Source organism: Wohlfahrtiimonas chitiniclastica (genome assembly GCF_002252325.1).
In the GTDB taxonomy this organism is placed as follows: domain Bacteria; phylum Pseudomonadota; class Gammaproteobacteria; order Cardiobacteriales; family Wohlfahrtiimonadaceae; genus Wohlfahrtiimonas; species Wohlfahrtiimonas chitiniclastica.
Window position 1 is genome coordinate 383,665 of record NZ_NEFL01000002.1, and the last position, 17,596, is coordinate 401,260.

Sequence of the window (17,596 nt, forward strand, 5' to 3'; positions counted from 1 at the left end):
TACCTAAATTCGCATCATGTTGATAGATTCAATCGATAAAAAACGTTTTATGATAAGCTTTGATAGATATGAAAATCCGCTCTAGTATAGTACAAAAACAGACGCAAGCCATTGTATTGACACAGTCAATGCAGAATGCTTTGAAAATTTTACAATGCTCTCAATTAGAATTGGCGCATGAGGTTGAGGCGTTTTTGACCGAAAATATGATGCTAGAACAAGATGTTAATTCAGAGGCTGAAATGGATGATGCCGCCCTTGTGCAGGGTCATCTTGGCGTAAAAAATGAGCAAAATAATTTAACAAATGACTCAAGCATGCATCACTCGGTGGAGTTAGATCAGCTCATTCCCACAGAAATGATTGATGAATGGGCAGAATATGAGGATCACCCTTTATTAGATCATACAGAACATGAAACGTTTGATCATGATGCGGCTGAACTCTCTTTAGCAGAGCATTTGTGGCAGCAATTGCAATTGCTGCCTTTATCAGAGACGGATCGTTGGCTTGGGCTTGTCTTGATCGATGCCTTAGATGACAATGGTTATTGCACAGAACCACTTGAAAATATTTTGGCAGAAGTGAATGCCGCGCGCCCAGATTTAGACATCACAGTGGCTGAGCTTAAAGTGATGCTCCATCATCTTCAGCAGTGTGATCCGCCTGGCATTGGGGCACAATCTTTAGAAGAATCCTTGATTGCGCAAATTCGTCATTTGCACCCCGCGCCGACATGGGCTGAGATGGCGATTGATGTATTGCGTTATCATTCAAAATGGTTATTGCAACATGATTTAAAGCGCATTGCCCGTACATATGCATGTACAGAAGCGGATGTGATCACCATGCTTGAGGGATTTAAGGGTTTAAATCCTTATCCGGCTGCGGCGTATCGCACCGATGCCATTGAAACGGTATTGCCAGACATCATCGTGACGCAAAAGCAAGCAGAGCTTGAGGTGACATTAAATGAGGAAGTGCTGCCAAAGCTTCGGATCAATCGGCAATATGCCCGTTTAGCACAGCAAGCGAAAATTGCCCAGCGTGATTTGTTGCGTGGTCAATTGACGGAGGCACGCTTTTTCTTAAAGAGCTTAGAGGATCGCTTTGATACGCTGCTTAAAGTGGCAAAAGCCATCGTGACGGCGCAGGCTGATTTTTTCTTACAAGGTGAGCGCGCGATGAAAGCGCTGAAAATGCAAACCATTGCAGAAGCTGTTGCGCTCAATGAATCCACCATTTCCCGCGCGGTTGCAGGTAAATACCTCATTTGTTCACGGGGCACTTATCCGTTGAGCTTCTTTTTTTCCAATCAAGTGACGGACGATGAAGCGTCCGGCGTTGCCATTCGTGCCATTTTGCAAGAGTTGATCGATGGCGAGAATAAACAAAAGCCCTTGAGTGATCAAAAGTTACAAACCCTTTTAGCCACTCGCGGGCATGAGATTTCTCGGCGCACTGTGGCAAAATATCGTGATGTGTTAGGCATCAAGAGTTCCACAGAGCGTAAACAGTTGGTGTGATTATTTTTTTTGCCCAAAGCTCATTTTTTTCTCTTCGCCTTTTAAAATGCGCTCAATGTTCGCTTTATGGCGAATGATGAGCAATACATCCATCACCACAACAGCAAGCACCACATATAAAGACGCATCAAACAACCATAAATAGAGCGGTGCAAAGATTGCGGCCGTTAAAGCGGATAAAGATGAGATGCGTGTGGATAAAAACACCACGATCCATGTGCCAAAGGCGCATAATGCCACCCATGGACTCAATGCAATGATACAACCTAACGCGGTTGCCACACCTTTGCCGCCTTTAAATTCAAAAAAGATGGGGAATAAATGCCCTAAAAATGCGGCCAATGCGCTGCATGCCATCAAGGTAGAATCGTTTGGAAATAAAATGGCCACCAAACAAACCGGGATGAAGCCTTTGAGTGCATCGCCAATCAAAGTGATGATGGCGGCTTTTTTTCCGCCAATGCGCATGACGTTGGTCGCGCCCGGATTGTTTGAGCCTGTTGTGCGTGGATCAGGCAATCCCATGACGCGGCACGTAATGATTGCGGCAGAGAGCGAACCGATTAAATAAGATAAGATGATGACAAATGGATAAGTGATCATGAGTGTGACAGAGGACATATCGAAACCTTTAATGAAATTTTGCTTATTCTAAGCGTTTTTTATCAACGTATTCAAAAAACTTCTCTACGCGCTCAATTTTCTGCGTTTTTGCCATCTCAGGCAAGCTCGCTAAAAACTGTTTACCATAGTTTTTAGTCACAAGGCGCGGATCCGCAATCACCAACAAACCATAATCTTGAGTGTCACGAATGAGGCGTCCAACGCCTTGTTTTAAGGTGATGATGGATTTGGGCAATTGATACGTCATAAAGGCATTGAGCCCTTTTTTATTGATGAGGTCAATTTTGGCCTGTTCAATCGGGTCGCCTGGGGATGCGAATGGTAATTTTTCAATGATGACGCAAGAGAGTGCTTCACCGCGCACATCGACGCCCTCCCAAAAGCTTGTGGTGCCAAGCAAAATGCCATTGCCCGATTCTCTAAATTGATCAATTAACGTAATTTTAGGGGCATCTCCTTGGATAAAAAGTGGATAACTGACCAAATTTTTCAGCAGTTTTGCCGCTTCATTAAGGGCGCGATAACTGGTGAATAATATGAACGTTCGCCCTTTAGCCGCAGTGATCACAGGCAGCATGGCATCAATAAATTTTTCAATATAAGTGGGGTGATTCGGCTCCGGTAAGGATTCAGGGTGATAAAAGAGCGCATTGTATTTGTAATTAAAAGGGCTCTTTAGGAACAATGTGTTTTGATCAGATAAGCCTAAAGGCCCACAGAAATAAGAGAATTTACCATTGACGGCTAAGGTTGCTGAGGTGAATACCCAGCCGGCTTTTAAGCCTTCGCTGTTTCTCTGGAAAATCTCCGAGATGTCCAAAGGCGTTGCGGCGATGGTTAAATGGTGAGCATAGGTTTCCAGCCACACCACAGTATTGTCATCCGGATTTTCTTGGGAGTTGATGGCGATGCGCGTCCAAGCATCATGAAAAGCTTCCGCACGCTCCACCATTTGTGCCAAAGGCTTTGAGCGGATGAGCAAAGGTTTAATGATGCCCACTAAATCGAGCAGTTGATCACTGATGTGTGCCAATTGCGTGGCAATTTTCGGATCTTGATAAAACTCAGACAATGCATAGCGGCGCGAACCTTCCGGTAAAGATTTACGCAGCCCAATCATGGATTCACGAATGGCGTCGGTTAAAGTATCGTGGGCAGAAAAGTCATTGGCCTCCACGGCGATGGTGCGGTTAAAATCTTCAAGCCAATCTAAAAAGGGTTTGGTGCCCACTTGTTCACTGAAAAAGACGCCAGCAATTTCTGCCAATTGATGGGCTTCATCGATGATGATGGTGTCCGCTTCTGGCAATAATTCCCCAAAGCCCTCTTGCTTTAAGGCAAGGTCTGCACAAAACAGGTGATGATTGATGACGATAATGTCCGCATCCATCGCTTTTTTACGGGCTTTAAACACAAAGCACTCTTCATAATCAGGGCATTCAGAATGCAGACAACTTTCGCTTGTGGAGGTGACATGGCTGATGAGCGAATGATCATTGCAATTTTCGATTTTGGTGACATCGCCAATTGGATCTTGTCCGGCATAACGCTCGATGTCATAAAAGGCTTCAAGCTGCTTTTTATTCTCAAAGCGTCCGCGTTGGCGCATCGTTTTAATGCGATATAAACACAAATAGTTGCTGCGTCCTTTTAACAGCGCAGTTTGCACAGGCACATGTTTAAAGAGTTTTTTTAGGAGGGGTAAATCTTTTTCATAGAGCTGATCTTGTAGATGCTTTGTCCCTGTGGAAACAATCACCTTTTTGCCAGACAATAGCGCAGGAATCAGATACGCAAAGGTTTTGCCTGTCCCGGTTCCGGCTTCAATGATCACCGTGTCATCTTCTTCGATGGCATGTTGTACGGCTTTGGCCATCTCAATTTGCGCCGCACGCGGAGAGTAGTGATCAAGGTTCGTGCCAAGAGGGCCGTACTCGGAAAATATTGCGTCAATATCAGTCATTCGGTTCGCTTGCAACTGTCAAATAAAGATTCATTATACGAACTTTCCCAAGAATTTCGAGCATCAATCTTTGAATCAATGACGTATAATGCCTAAATGCATAAGGATACGGATGATGAATGAATTTTTAAAAACCATTGCAGCCTTGCGTGCGCCAGATGGCTGCCCGTGGGATCGTGCTCAAACACATGAAACGTTGATTCGCTACCTCAATGAAGAGAGCGCAGAGGTGGTCGATGCCATCATTGCCAAAGATCCCGCTGCCTTAAAAGGCGAATTGGGGGATTTGTTGCTGCAAATTGCGCTGCACAGTGAAATTGCCAAAGAAGCAGGGCACTTTGATTTTAATGATGTGGTGAGCGGCATCAATGAGAAGATGATTCGCCGTCATCCGCATGTGTTTGCAGGTGTGACGTATGAAGATGAAGCCGCACAAAAGGCAGCATGGCAGGCGATTAAGCAGGCAGAAAAATTGGAGCGTGCAGAAAATGTGAGCTTTTTAGATGATGTTAAAGCATCTTTATCAGGTTTAACGGTGGCGCGTGATTTACAGGCCAAAGCAGCCAAGGTCGGTTTTGATTGGGACGATGCTGCGCCCATTTTGGCAAAAATTGAAGAAGAGCTCGATGAAGTGAAAGAGGAACTTGCTAATAACAATCCTGAGCGCTTACAAAAAGAGATTGGGGATTTACTGTTTGCTGTGGTCAATTTAGCGCGCCATGCCAGCATTGAGCCTGAAACGGCGATTGCCACCACCAATCATAAATTTAAACAGCGCTTTGCTTACATTGAGCAACATTTAGATCAACCGATGGCGGAGGCAGCCTTAGAAGAGATGGATGCTTTGTGGGAAGCATCAAAGCAGGTGCATCCATGATGACATTACAAAGCGTGACGGTTTCTATCCTCAATCAGCAGATTAAGCAGCAATTAGAAAGTGGCTTTTTTCAATGCTTAGTGACGGGGGAAGTGTCAAATGTGACGCGCGCGCAATCGGGGCACATTTATTTTAACCTCAAAGATGATGGCGGCATGATTCGTTGCGTCATTTGGCGATCACAAGCAGGCATTTTTGGGCATTTAATTGACAATGGTGCAGCCCTTGAGATTCACGGCAAAGTGACTGTGTATGTGCCGCGCGGTGAATATCAATTGGTGGCCAATCGCATCACATTAGCTGGGCAAGGAGATTTAGCGGCTGCTTATGAAGCATTAAAGATGCGTTTGTCGGCTGAAGGTTTATTTGACGCACAATATAAAAAAAGTGTGCCGCAGCATCCGAAAGCCATTGGCATTATCACTTCAGAAAATGCCGCAGCGCTGCAAGATGTATTGAAAGTTTTAAAAGAGCATCGCCGAGACATCCCTTATGTGATTTATCCAACCTTGGTGCAAGGTGATTTGGCCGCCCCAAAGATTGCCGCAGCCATTGAGCGCGCGAACCGTGAGGGGGTGTGTGATGTGTTATTGGTGGTGCGCGGCGGTGGCAGCATTGAGGATTTGTGGTGCTTTAATGAGGAAATTGTGGTGAGGGCGGCATTTGCGTCCAAGATTCCCATCATCAGCGGCGTTGGGCATGAAATTGACACCACGCTCATAGATTATGTGGCGGATCTTCGCGCACCGACGCCAACGGCGGCTGCAAAATTTGCGGCGATCTCTAAAATGGAAGTGGTTCAGCAATTAGATCATTTAGCACATCGATTAGAGCGCGTCATGGCGGGACGTGTAGCATTGGCCAATAAAGCAGTGGATACGCTACAAATGCGCTTGAATTATTTGCACCCCATGCGCCAGATCACAGAAAAACGCACAGCGCTGATGCATTTGAGTCAGCGTTTAAATGCACAGCTCATCTGGCAGCCTTTTAAAAGACACTCAGAAACATTGGCGCGATTAGATCAGCGCTTGACTAAAAGCATGGATGATTTATTTAAAGCGTATCAAGCGCGTTTACAGAAAAATGCTCGCATGCTCGATAATTTGAGTCCGCTGAAAGTGTTAGGGCGCGGTTATTCCATTACGGAAGTCAATGGGCGCGCGATTGAGGATGTCAATGCTGCATCGATGGGTGATCTTTTGGTGACGCGGCTAGCAAATGGCGAGATTCATTCAGAAGTTAAAGCGATTGTGCCAAAAAATTAAAGACAAAAAAAACCGCACTTATTCGGGGGAAGTCGTGCGGACAAGGATCATACAGTGTGAGGTTGGTGTGTTATTGTACTTTGGTGATGTAATCGACATCGATCTCAATTGAGTTCCAGTCTTTATCCACTTCACCGACAATTTCCACTAAATCTTTATCGTTGATGGTCAGGCCACGCCATTTGTCTTTGTCAATCTCGACAGTGATGCTGCCTGTATCATCGCTAAAGATGTATTTATCTTTATGAGAATGCTTAATGATTTTGCCACGTAATTTCACATAAGCATCATCGCGCAGCGTCATGGCATCTTTCACAGTGGTGATCGATTGGCTCAGGGCAGGGCCATTAAATCCGCCTTGGGTGGGCTCACCATCTGTAGGGCCAAAATATTGCGCAGAAGCAACCGATACACTCATGGCCATCAATGTCACAATTGCAATCTTCTTCATGCTTTACTCCGTATCGAAACTTAAGATTGATTCAATGGATGTACTATAGCATTGTGTTTTAAGAAGTCCTATGAGGTTTTATAAGTTTTACGCCTCGTTTACAATATTTGACATCTCAATTGACAGGGCATCTCAAAGCTTAGGCACAGTGCCGCTGAGCATACATCACGCCTATTTATGAAGAGAAGGGCGCGAAGCGATGATGAGCCACACCACATAAATCACAGGTAAAATGGCGGCGATGATCACCACGCCATCCCAGCCTAAATAACGCCAAATCGGTGCAAAGAGTGTACTGCCAATGGCAACGCCAATGTAGTACGCCACAAAATAGAGGCTAGAAGCTGTACTTTTGTACACTTGTGCATTGAGGTTAATGAGGGCTGCGGTGAGTGAATGGGCAGCAAACATGGCAAAACTTAAAATGGCCAGTCCCATGATGATGAAAGTCATAGAATCAAGCAACGTCAGCAGTGCACCTAAAGATAAGAGCAGCAGCATGCTCGATAACACCACTTTAATGGGTTGGCGCGCGGCGATAAAACTCACCATCGGTGCACTCGGAATCCCGCACAATAGTGCTAAATAAAATGAGCTGATCACAGCGGTGGAGAGTAAAAACGGTGGGCTTTCTAAATGGAAAGGCAGATACGTCCAAATGCCTGAATAACTCAGTTGAATCACCAGCCCAATTAAAAAATAGCGGCGCAGCACAGGATTTTTAAGGTGAAAAGCAAAACCTGCAAAGGTGTGTTTGAATGACCCTGAGCTTTTGCTAAAGCGCTGGGATTTAGGCAGTAAAATCAGCATCATCAATGCTGTGATTAAACTGAGCACCCCAAAGATCAAAAGGGCGGTGTGCCATGAATAATAGTGTGTCATCACACCGGTTAATACGCGCCCTAATGTGCCGCCAATGGCATTTGCGGCAATGTAGAAAGAGACAGCAAATTTTTGATCATTTTTACAAATCTCTTCATTTAAGTACGCCAAAGCAGAGGCCGGCAATGCACCTGTTGCCATGCCTTGAAAAAATCGGCAAAAGAGCACAAAGGGTAGAGAGTCTGAGCGGGCAATCAGGATCAATAAAATGGATGAAAAAAATATGGAGGCTAAAATAAAATTACGCCGACCAATGCGATCACTGAGGGCACCAAAGAGATTGAGTCCAATGATGAGCCCTAAAATGGGCAAGGAAAACGTGAGGCTGATGTAGGTGGAGGAAACCTCAAAGTCTCGCGCCAGAATGGGAAGGATCGGTTGCAGTGAGTAGAGATTGGCAAAAATAAAAATGGACGTTGCGCCTAATAGAATGGAAATCTTCCAAAATTCAGGATCTTTGATGGTGTAGCCCACAGCTTGTTCGGTATCCATATGCTCTACTTTTGAGTGATTGTTTTTTATTCAATAGTAGGGAGCATAGGACAGATTGTGGGCAAAAACAAGAAGAAACCGTACGAAAGTTGCTTCTTGCATGCAACGCTTGATTAACTGCCCGATAAACTCTCTAATTCCGACAAATAGTGATCTAAGCGCATTTGGCGTTCTTTGAGTTTTTCGGTTTTTTCACGGATTTTTTTTGCTTTGCCAGAGTGCTCCGCTTTTTTAAGCTCATCGGCAGCACTGTTAACTTTTGCTCGCTGTTTATCAATTTTTTTTGTGAGGTTTTCTTTGTAAATGGCATTGTTGAGGACAAAGTTAGGATCTTCTTGATAACTCTCTTTGCCGCAATGTTCACGCACATTTAAAATGGCACGCTTAAGATCTTCTGCGCGGTGGATGTTGCCATATTTTTCTGCATAGCGCAGCTGCAACTGTAGATTGTCTTCTTTCTTTTTACAACTCGGATGGGTTTGAGCGAACACCGGTGCATTGAGGGTGAGCATTGCACCGATGAGGCCTAACGTGGTCAAACGTTTCATGACAAACTCCTTTGAATGAGGGATGCATTCAGTATATCGTAAAGATACGTAAGTTTGTCAATGACGTTGATCAAATCGCAGTGAGTTTTGCATATGCCATCACTAAGGTTTTTTGCCCTGCGGTTCTAAAATTCACGGTGACACGTGCATGATTGCCAACGCCCTCAAAGTTCGTGATGACGCCATCGCCAAAGACCGGATGCGTCACCGTTTGCCCAAGGGCAAAACCATTCATGGCTTGATCTTGTGATGCACTTGTATGACTGCTTGAACGCGCCGTCATCGGTTTAGAGATGCTCACTTTCGCGCCTTTCATCTGCACCAATGGACTCGGAATGTCTTTAACAAAGCACGATGGGGACAATTGAATGGTTTTGCCATGAATCATGCGTGAAGCAGCTGTGGTTAAGGTCAATAAACGTTTTGCGCGCGTGATGCCCACATACGCTAAGCGGCGCTCTTCTTCTAAGCGGGCAGGATCATTCATGGAGCTTTCGCTTGGGAATAAGCCATCGTCCATACCCACTAAATAGACATGTTCAAATTCAAGCCCTTTAGAGCTGTGCAGCGTCATCAATTGGACTTTATCTTCCTGATCATCATCGCTGTTTGCTGTGGAATCAAGTGTAATGCGCCCTAAAAACTCTGATAAATAACCGTGCATGGTCAAAGGCTGAGCGGCAGGATCATTGTTATAATCCTCCACAAATTGACGGCTTGCGGAGATGAATTCATTGAGGTTTTCAATGCGATCTTCACCGCGTCCCATGGGCTCTTTTTTATAATGGGCTTCAAGTTCCGCACGATCAATCACCTCTTGAATGAATTGATCTAACGTTAAATCAGAAAGGGCATCGGCTAAATTTTCAATCAATAATTTAAAGCTCATCAACGCGTTTTGTGCACGTTTTGCGAGCAATTGGCTTTCGAGTGTATTTTGCATCGCAGTCCAGAGTGACACTTCTGTTTGCATCGCCTCTAAACGGATTTTTTCGATGGTTGCAGCGCCCACGCCTTTAGCGGGCGTTGTGATGGCGCGCTCAAAGGAGATGTCATCGTGCGGATTCACAATCAAACGTAAATAGCTGATGATGTCCTTAATCTCCATGCGATCAAAGAAGCGCAAACCGCCATAGATGCGATATGGAATGTTAGCACGCAATAAAATCTCTTCAAAAATACGTGATTGCGCATTTGAGCGATACAAAATTGCTTGCTCAGCGCGTGGCGTGCCTTTTAATGTGGCGATTTTGATTTGATCCACCACATATTGTGCCTCTTCATAGGCATCCATTGCTGCATATTGCGTGATGAGGGAATCATCTTTATTCTCTGTCCAGAGCTTTTTATCGAGGCGCTCGCTGTTTTTAGCGATTACATGGTTTGCGGCTTCTAAAATGGTGGATGTGGAGCGGTAATTTTGCTCTAAACGCACGGTGGTGCTGTTTGGGAAATCTTGATCAAAATTGAGGATGTTTTCCACACGCGCACCACGCCAGCCATAAATGGACTGATCATCATCGCCAACCACAAAGATTTGTTGATGTCCGCCGCTTAAAAGTTTTAACCATGCATATTGAATGCTGTTGGTGTCTTGGAATTCATCCACCAACACAAATTTAAAACGCTGCTGATAATGTTTGAGTAAAGCATCATTGCTTCTGAGCATCTCTAAAGTGCGCAGCAAAATCTCTGAAAAATCCACCAAGCTTGATTGGGCGCAGATGGATTGATATTGTGCATACAGATCAATCATCATATTGTGGGCAAAGTTGTGACCGCGCTCAATGTGGCTTGCCCTGCGTCCTTCATCTTTATGGTGATTGATGAAGCTCTGTAAAGTTTTTGCGGTGACGATTTTATCATCAACATTGCGTTCTTTTAATAGGCGTTTACATAAACGCAATTGATCATCGCTGTCCATGATCTGAAAGTTAGGATCAAGGTGCGCTTCTGTTGGATGTAAACGCAACAAACGGTGGCACAATGAATGGAACGTGCCGAGCCATAAACTTCTTAACGGGCGATTGAGGACGGTTTCTAAACGCGTGCGCATCTCAAGGGCGGCTTTGTTGGTGAAGGTCACAGCTAAAATGCCATGCGGCGTTGTTTGTTCTGTTTCAATGAGCCATGCAATGCGTGCCACTAACACGCGGGTTTTACCTGAACCTGCGCCTGCGAGCACACGAACAGGACCTAAAGGAGCAGTGACGGCATCATATTGAGCATTATTTAGCGATTCAAGCATAGACATAACAGAGATCTTAAGAAGTGGGGAGAAAAATAAACCAGCGCCCATGATACCATGCGATGAGAATAAATACGAAAGTGCGCTAAAAGGCGGCGCTTTGAGGCGGTTGGAATAAATAATTGCACGAATTTGAAGTGATGAAGCTTTTTTGTGTTAGAATTTCTCGGTTTTTATCATAAAAACATCACACAATTTATTTGTTTAGCTATGTTTAGGTTTAAGGAGTAAAAATGGCTATTGAACGTACTTTCTCAATCATCAAACCAGATGCTGTTAAAAAAAATGTTATCGGTAAAATTTATGACCGTTTCGAAGGCGCAGGTTTCAAAATCGTTGCGGCTAAAATGGTTCATTTGACTCGTGAAGAAGCAGAAGGCTTCTACGCTGTGCATAAAGAACGTCCTTTCTTCAATGACTTAGTAGAATTCATGATCTCAGGTCCTGTAATGATGCAAGTATTAGAAGGCGAAAATGCAATCGCTAAACATCGTGAAATCATGGGTGCAACAAACCCTAAAGAAGCAGCGCCAGGTACAATCCGTGCAGATTTCGCTGAAAGCATTGATGCAAACGCTGTTCATGGTTCTGATGCCCCTGAAACAGCTGCAGTTGAAATTGAATATTTCTTCGGCCCAAATGCTGTAGCACCTGTTAAAATCTGTGATCGTTAATTTTTAGGTAAAGTGAAACAAGTCGTGAGTAAAGAAGTGGAAAAGAATTTGTATGGTTTAACATATCCAGCAATGCTCGAGCTCTGTGAAGAGATTGGTGAAAAGCCTTATCGTGCCATGCAGATCATGAAATGGGTCTATCATAAAGGGGCAAGCTCCATTGATGATATGACGGATATTTCTAAAAAAACACGTGAGAAGTTAAAGTCACGACTTGTTTTAGAGTTGCCGAAGGTCTTGCTTGACAAGCCTTCTAACGATGGTACACATAAGTGGCTCATTCAATTAGAATCTGGCAATGCCATCGAGATGGTGTTCATTCCAGAGGATGATCGTGGGACACTGTGTGTATCTTCACAAGTTGGTTGTGCCCTTGAGTGCTCATTTTGTTCAACTGCGCGCCAAGGCTTTAACCGCAACTTAAGCACTGCTGAAATCGTCGGGCAAGTGATGCTCGCTAAACGCTTATTAGGCGAATATGAAGGCGATGTGCAGCAGAGTCAAAATCGACGTGTGACCAATGTGGTATTGATGGGAATGGGCGAGCCCCTTTTGAACTTTACCAACGTCACCCAAGCGATTGACATCATGCTCAATGATTATGGTTTTGGCTTATCTAAACGCCGTGTGACGCTCAGTACATCTGGCGTTGTGCCTGCATTGTATCGCTTAAAAGAGGTCTCTGATGTCTCTTTAGCCATCTCATTGCACGCACCTTATGACACCTTGCGTAATGAGCTTGTGCCCATTAATAAAAAATATCCGCTTGCAGAGCTTTTAGAAGCGTGTAAGGCATACATCACGGAATCTTCTGCATATCGTAAGATCACTTGGGAATATGTGATGCTTAAAGATGTCAATGACCGTGAAGAAGATGCGTTTGCCTTAGCAAAACTCATTAAAGACATTCCGGGTAAAGTGAACTTGATTCCATTTAACCCATTTCCGAACTCAGGTTATGAGTGTTCATCCATGAACCGCATCAACCGTTTTCGTGAAATTTTGCAGCGCCAAGGCGTTGTGACAACCGTTCGTAAAACCCGTGGCGAAGACATTGATGCTGCGTGTGGCCAGCTTGCTGGCCGTGTGAACGACCGAACAAAGCGCACAAAAACAACAGATTCTTGATACAATCTTTCGGGTATTGATCACTTTAGAGAATATTGAAGGGGTAGATTCATGCGTTATATCGCAGTGTTATTGCTTTCATCGACATTATTAGCGTGTACCACAACGCAGGGCACAGGACAAAGCGGTCAGCGAGTGCAAACCATCACCGCAGAAGCCTTGCCAGACAATGATCGCTTAACGTATCAAATGGGCGTTCAATACATCGAGCGCGCAGAATATACGGTGGCAGAAGAAAAATTATTAACCCTTGTGCCTAAATACCCGAATTTTACTGAGCTGTTTGTGATGCTTGGCGTGGTGCAAGAGCGCCAAGGCAAGCGCACAGATGCGTTGAATTTTTATTCAAAAGCCATTGCGACCAACCCTACCGATCGCATGGCGATTAAACACTATGCACGATTACAGTGTAATCAATATGATAAAAATGCACCGAGTCATTTAGCGCAGATTGCAGACAATGCAATGTCAGAAGTGAAAGCTGGCATGAGCAGCGGTGCGGCGGCTTGTTATTTGGTGCATAAAGATCCTGTCAATGCCAATCTCTATGCTGACAAAGCCATTGCAGCGAATCCTCATTATGGGGACAGCTATTTCTTTAAAGCGATGGCGGCTAAAGACCTTAAACGCTATCAGGAAGTGTTTCCTGCCCTTGATCGCTATCATGATGAATATGGCTATGAACCGGCAAGCGTATATTTAGGTTTAGAAGCGGCAAAACAAGCCCGCAATAAAGCTGAAACAGAGAAATATGAATCTGTCTTAGCCCGTTATCAATCATAACTGTTTGTATAGACAAGAAGAGACCTTATGGCAAAAGAAGAGTTGATGCACAAGTTCAAAGAGGCTCGTGAAGCACGCAATGTTTCATTGCAAGATGCTGCCCGCGTCCTTTCACTGCGTGTTCAAGTGCTGCAAGATTTAGAAGATGGACGTTATGAACAATTAGGTGCGATGATCTACATTAAACGCTATGTGAGAAAATATGCCGATTATTTAAAGCTTGATCGTGATGAGATCGAAGCATTGCTTGCAAAAGTTGACGATCCATTTGCCAACAATATGCACAATGAAAGTTTAATCCGCGCGCAGCTCAATGAAGAAAAGCGCATGGTTCAGCGTTCATTTTTCAAATGGTACATGTGGATTTTATTGATTTTATGTGTGATTGGCACCGCTGCCTATTTCTTATATGGTGAGAAAACAGCAGAATTATTTAACATTAAACCAACACCCGATCACATCATCAATTATCAAGAGACAGAGGCAGAGGTGCCATCTGAAACGGTGACCTCAGAGATCGAAATCCCGATTGCCACAGAAACTGTAACCGAACGTGTTGCGCCCGCCCCTAAAAAAGTTGAGGTGGAAGTGCCTGTTGCGGCGGCGGTTTCAACTGCGCCTGTTGCGGCCATTGATACGAAGTCTGCGTTGTCTGATTTTGAGCTCGATCAAATCATTAAAACCGGCAAAATTGAGTTGGCCAATCAAACAGACGCTGCATTAGATGTGACAGATCAAGCGCAAAAAGCCCCGTTACCCGAAGGTTTTTCTGCATTGTCTTTAACCCTTGGGCCTTCTGAGTGTTGGATTCAGATCAAAGATAAAAATCAAAAAGTGGTGATGAATGAAGTGCTCGCAGGTAATGCCACATATCATATTGAAGGAAAAGCGCCCTTTTTTGTACACATGGGCAATGCCAAAGCGATCGATCAAATGGTTTTAAATGGTGAGGTGGTGGATGAAAAAGTGTATCGTCCGACTGCCCGAACAACTGTGTCAAAAATTAAGTTAGAAGCTAAGGAAGAGAGTTAATCATGGGTCAGAAGATTCAATCAGTCAAAGGGATGCACGATGCATTGCCCACACAAACAGCGAAATGGCAATATATTGAGAGTTTATTGCGTCATCTATTTGCTCAGTATGGTTATCGTGAGATTCGCACACCGATCGTTGAAGAGACTCGTTTATTCACGCGTTCTTTAGGTGAAGTGACTGACATTGTGGAAAAAGAGATGTACATCTTTGCCGACAGTGATGAAAAAACCAGTTTAGCTTTGCGTCCTGAATTGACCGCTGGCATTGTACGCTCTGGCATTCAGCACGGTTTGTTTTATAACCAAGTGCAAAAAGTGTGGCAGATCGGTTCAGTGTTCCGTTATGACAAACCACAACATGGCCGTTATCGTCAATTCAATCAAGCAGATATTGAAGTCTTTGGCATTGAAACGCCGGATGCAGATGCCGAAATTTTGGCAATGATCAATCGCTTATGGCAACAATTGGGCGTGGCTGATTATGTGACCTTAGAGATCAACTCAATGGGTACAGAAGAGTGCCGTAAACGTTACCGTGATGTGATCGTCAAATACTTTGAAGACAACATCGAGTTGTTAGATGAAGACAGCCTTCGCCGTTTAAAATCGAATCCGCTTCGCATTTTAGATTCCAAAAATCCTGCGATGCAAGCATTGCTCAACAATGCGCCAAAATTATTGGATCATTTGACAGAAGATTCAGCAGAACACTTTAAAAAATTGTGTCAATATTTAGATGAATTGGGCATTCAATATGTGATCAATCACCGCATTGTGCGTGGCATGGATTACTACACGCGTACAGTGTTTGAATGGACAACAGATAAATTAGGTGCCCAAGCCACCATTTGTGGCGGTGGTCGTTATGATCGCATGGTGGAAGAGCTTGGCGGTCATAAAACACCTGCCATTGGTTTTGGTTTAGGGATGGAGCGTCTTTACTTATTGTGTGAAGAAGTGGAAGGCTTAAGCGCAACACACGCGACGGATGTAGTGGCTGTGTTGCTCGGGCAAGATGCGAAAAAAGCAGGTTTGCCTTTGATGGAAAACATTCGCTCAGCGTATCCAAATTATTTAGTGACCACAGTGCTTGGTGAAGCAGGCATGAAGTCACAAATGAAAAAAGCGGATCAAAGTGGTGCGCGTTATGCCATGATTTTGGGTGAAAATGAGCTCAGCAATGGCATCGTGATCATGAAAGATTTGCGTCAAAGTGGTGAACAAACAGAAGTGGCCATGACAGATGTGATCGATTGGTTAAAAAACATTCAAGCATAATTTTAAGGGGTCGAGATGAGTTTAAATCAACTTGAGACAGATGAGCAGCGCGCAGAAGCCCTCGTCGATTGGTTAAAAGCCAATGGCGGCTTGATCTTTTTGGCATTTGTTGTGGTGATCGGTGGCATCATTGGTTGGGATTATTACCGTGATCATCAGCGCCAACAATTGATCAAAGAGGCCGCTTATTACTATCATTTTGAACAAGCTTTGAGTGATGGCAAAATCAATGACAATGCATTCAAAGCTTTGCAGCAAGATAAAGCCACAGGATTTGTGGAATTAGCAGTGTTGCAGCAAGCGGGTTTAGCAGCGAGTCAAGATCAGTTAGATCAAGCGATTGCAAGTTTAACGGCTGAAATTGCGAACATTAAAGAGCCTGTGATGAAGGATTTATACCGTTATCGCTTAGCAAAAGCTTTGTATGCACAAGGCGACTACGAGAAAGCATTGAATGAGTTGAGCAACATTCAAACAGAGAGCTATCAAGGCTTAGTGAAAGCCTTGCAAGGTGATGTGTATGTGAAAGAAGGACGTTTAGACAATGCCAGAGCGGTCTATCAAAAAGCGTATGAACTTTTACAATCGCCCATCATTCAACGAAAAATTAATCAGCTTGGCGCAAAATCCTAACGCTGATCTTGAGCCGATAAATTGAAGGATTGACAATGAATAAATTAAAAATTTCCGCAGTATTGATGGCCAGCATCGCCATCACCGGTTGTTCAGGATTTTTTGTGGGCAAAAGTAATGCGCCGGTGCCAGCGCCCATTGATGCTTCTGTTAATGCTTCAATGGTGCGCACCGTTTGGAGCGCATCGGGCTTAGGCAATTCACAAGAAACAAGTTTGCGCTTTACATTGGCCGATGGTCAAGGCGTGATTTATGTCGCCAATGCCAATGGTTCTGTGTCTGCCATTGACAGCAGCAGTGGTCAAAAACGCTGGTCCACAAAAGTGGATACTTTATACACAGGCACAGCCACAAATGGCAATTTAGTATTTGTGGGCACGCAATCTGGTAAGTTAGTGGCATTGTCTGCACAAGATGGCAAACAAGTGTGGAGTGCTGATTTATATGGCGCTGCAAGCACCTCACCTGTGGTGGCGGACAATCGCGTGATCATCCGTACAATTGGCGGCTCTGTGGAAAGCTTTGATGCACAAACAGGTGATCAATCTTGGGCTTATATGGTACAAGTGCCAGAAATTGCACTTCGTGGTGGCGCAGCCCCCGTTGTAGTGGGCAAGCATCTATTGGTGCCAACAGATTTAGGGCTCATTGGCTATTTAAATGTGGACACAGGCGCTGTTGTCTGGGGTCAAAAAGTGGGTGAATCCCGTGGGGGTACAGCGATGGCACGCATTGTGGACATCGATGCTGAACCCGTGATTGACCAAAATATTGCTTATATTCCTGTGGCGCGCTCTGGTGTGAGTGCCGTTGCTCTGAACAATGGCCGTAAACTTTGGGCAACCAAAGCCGCAGGCGCTTATGCAGGTTTAGCGGTGGATGCATCACGACTATACGTTGCTTATGATGATGGCAATGTGGGTGCATTATCGAAGAGAACAGGGCAAGAAGAGTGGAAAAGTGAGGCGTTATATGCCCGCCACTTAACCAACCCTGTATTGATTAATGATCGCATCGTTGTGGGCGATAATGAAGGTTATGTCCATGTGTTAGATAAACACACAGGTCAGCGCCTTGGTTCGACGAAAGTGGCGAAATCTGGATTCATGCCAGATGTATTGCCGCTCAATAACGATGTGATTTTCCAGGATCATTCCGGTAACGTTTACCGTATTACGATTTAATTT

Annotated in this window: 16 protein-coding genes; 10 read left to right on the forward strand and 6 right to left on the reverse strand. The window is 44.5% G+C overall.

Going from position 1 to position 17,596, the window contains the following annotated elements:
* Positions 1 to 68: 68 nt before the first annotated feature.
* The gene (gene rpoN / locus B9T10_RS07125) at positions 69 to 1,526 is read left to right on the forward strand and encodes an RNA polymerase factor sigma-54 (protein ID WP_094538154.1); all 1,458 of its coding nucleotides are present in this window, start codon (positions 69 to 71) and stop codon (positions 1,524 to 1,526) included.
* Here the strand turns inward: rpoN and plsY are convergent, their stop codons facing one another.
* Together plsY and yoaA are read right to left on the reverse strand one after the other, a co-directional pair.
* Positions 1,527 to 2,147: a glycerol-3-phosphate 1-O-acyltransferase PlsY gene (gene plsY / locus B9T10_RS07130; protein WP_008315676.1), complete on the reverse strand. Its 621-nt coding sequence runs from the start codon at positions 2,145 to 2,147 to the stop codon at positions 1,527 to 1,529.
* A gap of 25 nt (positions 2,148 to 2,172) precedes the next feature.
* Entirely contained in the window at positions 2,173 to 4,113 is a 1,941-nt protein-coding gene (yoaA, locus tag B9T10_RS07135; protein ID WP_094538155.1) for a DNA repair helicase YoaA, read from the reverse strand.
* Positions 4,114 to 4,225: 112 nt separating this feature from the next.
* On the opposite strand from yoaA, the gene mazG reads away from it, so the two are divergent.
* Positions 4,226 to 4,990 (forward strand): nucleoside triphosphate pyrophosphohydrolase, encoded by a 765-nt coding sequence (gene mazG / locus B9T10_RS07140; protein ID WP_246782176.1) that lies wholly within the window; start codon positions 4,226 to 4,228, stop codon positions 4,988 to 4,990.
* Positions 4,960 to 6,258: an exodeoxyribonuclease VII large subunit gene (gene xseA, locus B9T10_RS07145; protein WP_246782177.1), complete on the forward strand. Its 1,299-nt coding sequence runs from the start codon at positions 4,960 to 4,962 to the stop codon at positions 6,256 to 6,258. The genes mazG and xseA overlap by 31 nt, the downstream gene beginning before the upstream one ends.
* A gap of 70 nt (positions 6,259 to 6,328) precedes the next feature.
* On the opposite strand, the gene B9T10_RS07150 is transcribed toward xseA, so the two are convergent.
* The 4 genes from B9T10_RS07150 to uvrD all read right to left on the reverse strand — a co-directional run bounded on the left by B9T10_RS07150 (position 6,329) and on the right by uvrD (position 10,885).
* Positions 6,329 to 6,709, reverse strand: a complete 381-nt coding sequence (locus B9T10_RS07150) for a YgiW/YdeI family stress tolerance OB fold protein (protein ID WP_008315671.1) — start codon at positions 6,707 to 6,709, stop codon at positions 6,329 to 6,331.
* A 171-nt stretch (positions 6,710 to 6,880) separates the two neighbouring features.
* Entirely contained in the window at positions 6,881 to 8,083 is a 1,203-nt protein-coding gene (locus B9T10_RS07155) for an MFS transporter (RefSeq protein WP_063504218.1), read from the reverse strand.
* Between the two features lie 113 nt (positions 8,084 to 8,196).
* Positions 8,197 to 8,631, reverse strand: a complete 435-nt coding sequence (locus B9T10_RS07160; RefSeq protein ID WP_008315667.1) for a DUF1090 family protein — start codon at positions 8,629 to 8,631, stop codon at positions 8,197 to 8,199.
* Positions 8,632 to 8,701: 70 nt separating this feature from the next.
* A complete protein-coding gene (gene uvrD, locus B9T10_RS07165; protein ID WP_094538157.1) occupies positions 8,702 to 10,885 on the reverse strand; it encodes a DNA helicase II in 2,184 nt (727 codons plus the stop codon).
* 227 nt (positions 10,886 to 11,112) lie between these two features.
* Between uvrD and ndk the strand changes: the two genes are divergently transcribed.
* Genes ndk through bamB form a run of 7 tightly spaced genes read left to right on the forward strand, consistent with a single transcriptional unit; the run spans position 11,113 to position 17,593 of the window.
* Positions 11,113 to 11,553, forward strand: coding sequence for a nucleoside-diphosphate kinase (gene ndk, locus B9T10_RS07170; protein ID WP_008315664.1), 441 nt, complete (start codon positions 11,113 to 11,115; stop codon positions 11,551 to 11,553).
* A gap of 12 nt (positions 11,554 to 11,565) precedes the next feature.
* Positions 11,566 to 12,681: a dual-specificity RNA methyltransferase RlmN gene (rlmN, locus tag B9T10_RS07175; RefSeq protein WP_281463838.1), complete on the forward strand. Its 1,116-nt coding sequence runs from the start codon at positions 11,566 to 11,568 to the stop codon at positions 12,679 to 12,681.
* Between the two features lie 51 nt (positions 12,682 to 12,732).
* Positions 12,733 to 13,464: a tetratricopeptide repeat protein gene (locus B9T10_RS07180; RefSeq protein WP_008315662.1), complete on the forward strand. Its 732-nt coding sequence runs from the start codon at positions 12,733 to 12,735 to the stop codon at positions 13,462 to 13,464.
* Between the two features lie 27 nt (positions 13,465 to 13,491).
* On the forward strand, positions 13,492 to 14,496 hold the full coding sequence (locus B9T10_RS07185) for a RodZ domain-containing protein (RefSeq protein WP_094538158.1): 1,005 nt from the start codon (positions 13,492 to 13,494) through the stop codon (positions 14,494 to 14,496).
* Positions 14,497 to 14,498: 2 nt separating this feature from the next.
* Positions 14,499 to 15,776 (forward strand): histidine--tRNA ligase, encoded by a 1,278-nt coding sequence (gene hisS / locus B9T10_RS07190; protein WP_094538159.1) that lies wholly within the window; start codon positions 14,499 to 14,501, stop codon positions 15,774 to 15,776.
* 15 nt (positions 15,777 to 15,791) lie between these two features.
* On the forward strand, positions 15,792 to 16,409 hold the full coding sequence (locus B9T10_RS07195; RefSeq protein ID WP_008315659.1) for a YfgM family protein: 618 nt from the start codon (positions 15,792 to 15,794) through the stop codon (positions 16,407 to 16,409).
* A gap of 35 nt (positions 16,410 to 16,444) precedes the next feature.
* Positions 16,445 to 17,593, forward strand: a complete 1,149-nt coding sequence (gene bamB, locus B9T10_RS07200; protein WP_094538160.1) for an outer membrane protein assembly factor BamB — start codon at positions 16,445 to 16,447, stop codon at positions 17,591 to 17,593.
* Positions 17,594 to 17,596: the final 3 nt, after the last annotated feature.